The sequence below is a fragment of the Paenibacillus terrae genome (genome assembly GCF_000943545.1).
Classification (GTDB): Bacteria; Bacillota; Bacilli; order Paenibacillales; family Paenibacillaceae; genus Paenibacillus; species Paenibacillus terrae_A.
Window position 1 is genome coordinate 1 of the sequence record NZ_JTHP01000153.1, and the last position, 2,409, is coordinate 2,409.

At 41.9% G+C, this 2,409-nt stretch carries 1 protein-coding gene; it reads right to left on the minus strand.

The window, feature by feature from the left end:
- Positions 1-108 precede the first annotated feature (108 nt).
- Positions 109-1,908 (minus strand): reverse transcriptase/maturase family protein, encoded by a 1,800-nt coding sequence (locus tag QD47_RS29315; RefSeq protein WP_044649441.1) that lies wholly within the window; start codon positions 1,906-1,908, stop codon positions 109-111.
- Between the last annotated feature and the right edge of the window lie 501 nt (positions 1,909-2,409).

Sequence of the window (2,409 nt, forward strand, 5' to 3'; positions counted from 1 at the left end):
GGTAGAGTAGGTAGCCAGCGAGTTACCACCCGCGGGTGGTACTTTTCCAACTACCCCTCCCAGAACGGAGCGTGCAAGTTTCCTTTGCACTCCGCTCGCCAGTAATTATCAATCAGAGATCTTCTTTCCATGATATTTACCAGAATGAATTAACTGATGACAATCGCTACATACTGCAAGTGTTTTTCTATGCATTGCAATCATCCGTTTCATCCATTCGGGCTTTTCTTTTCTACCGCTTTGAATTAGGTCCTTCAGTTTTCGGATGTGATGGATCTCAATACTTTCCTTGGAACCACAGAGTTCGCAAGTATTATTGAGAAGTCTCATCACTAATTGGCTTCTCTTTAAAAAGATATTGCCAATCAGTGATGTATCCTCAATCCGAATTCCATTTTGATAACCTAACTTAATGCCTCCAAAGTAAGCTTCCAAAGGCTTCTTTCCTTCTCGCTCAACCATAACCGATAGCACTTTATATTTCCCGTCCTTCGTCTCTCGATATTTACCGTATTTGGCGAATATCTTGTTGACGGTGGTTTTGTGCTTATTGGCCAGTGTGTAAGCAAGTGAAAGTTCCATTGTCCGCTTTAAACTCGCAAGTTTATGTGCGTTATATGCCAAAAGATAGTATTGAGCGAAACCACGGAATTCGGATTGATACTGACTAATGATGTCAAAATCATCGTTAATCGTTCGTTCTTTCCGATGTGTAGCTCTGCCTTTCGACATATATTCTCTCGCTTTGCTCTTGATTTTTTCATCAGGAACATTTAGGCCAATTGAGCCATTGATATTACGCTGACCTCGATGATCATGTTTAGCATCAGAGTGCAAAACATGAATATCATACCCAAGGAATCTGGCTTTCTCATTCCTTGCGTGGGTGATCAACGTCTTTTCTTCACTCAGATTTAATTTCAAATTGGTGCCAAGGAATTCGCAAATATGGTGTTTTGTCATAGTTGCGTCCTCCTTGCTTCCAGATATCCCAATTAACCAATCATCAGCATAGCGGACATAATATAGTCTCTTGAACTGAGGATCTTTGGTGTCCTTGGAAGGCATCTTTTGAAATTTCTTTCTGGTGAGTTTGACCATAGACCAATCCTTTTGCCGTTGGAACTTTCGAATTAAATTCTTAACTGAGACGTACTCTTTATTCTCGGCACGTTTAACACCAACGGTAAATTTCGGTATAAGCGTGGTTTCAATGTATTGGTCTAAACAATCCATATAGATGTTCGAGAGTAAAGGACTAAGTATACCGCCTTGCGGTGCGCCGCTCATAGTAACGTGGTATTGCCAATCCTCCATATATCCGCTTTTCAGTAGGTTCAAAATCAACCGAAGAAACCGATTATCATGAATTTTCTGACCCATAACCTGAGTGAGAATATCATGATTAATGCTGCCGAAGCAGTCACTGATATCGCCCTCGATGAACCATTTCACGCTCTTCCAACCATCATTAATACGGATAGCCTCAAGAGCGGATTGGCAACCACGGTTTTTGCGAAACCCATGTGATTTATCACTGAATTGAGGATCATAGTAGGCATCAAGGATAAGTCGAATAACCTCTTGTAAAAGCTTATCCGACCACGAGGGCATACCGAGCGGACGCATCTTCCCGTTTTTCTTTGGAATATAGACTCGTCTGACTGGTATCCACCTGTACGTTTCCGTTTGGAGTTTATCGACGATATCATCGATCTTCTTTAACGACATACCATCAACGGTGTCATCATTTATTCCCTTAGTTAACGCACCAGTGTTAGCGTAGATATTGTGATACGCAATCAGATAGAGTTCCTTATTAAAGAGCATTCGGTATACTCTTTCAAGCGGCAGGTTCCTTTTTCCTCGATCGCTGATGATATTCAATACTTTTTCAGCTGTCTGCATTACGCATACCTCCAAGAATTGATATCATAATTACCTGTTTCCCTTCCCCTACTCCAAGAAAGAGTCAATGGCACACATTACAATCCATCAGTGCAGTATCCATTACAGACCTACATTGGGTACTACGGAAACTCCGTTCTCGTAGGAGTCGCCCCCCTTAGAGAATCCCATGTTCTTCCTGACCGAAACATTAGCGCAACTTAGGTTCTTCACTTATCACCTTGATTGAATTCATTACTCAACGTCCCACGATCTTGGAATTCCTCAAACGAAACTCGTATTTGAGTATATCGGGGCAGGGAGTATTTAAGCTGCGTATCCCTGAATGTGCGGTTCCATTACTGGTGATTGAAGTTCAAGCAGTTTAGCCTTAACCATATTACGCAGAACTTGCAGAGCAATAATTTAACAGCTTGCCATCACCCTCTGCTTTACTTCCATGCTCTTGTCCCCTCGCTCTTTCGAGTCCAGGTAAGGAAGTTGTTCTCAAAGCATTTCCAA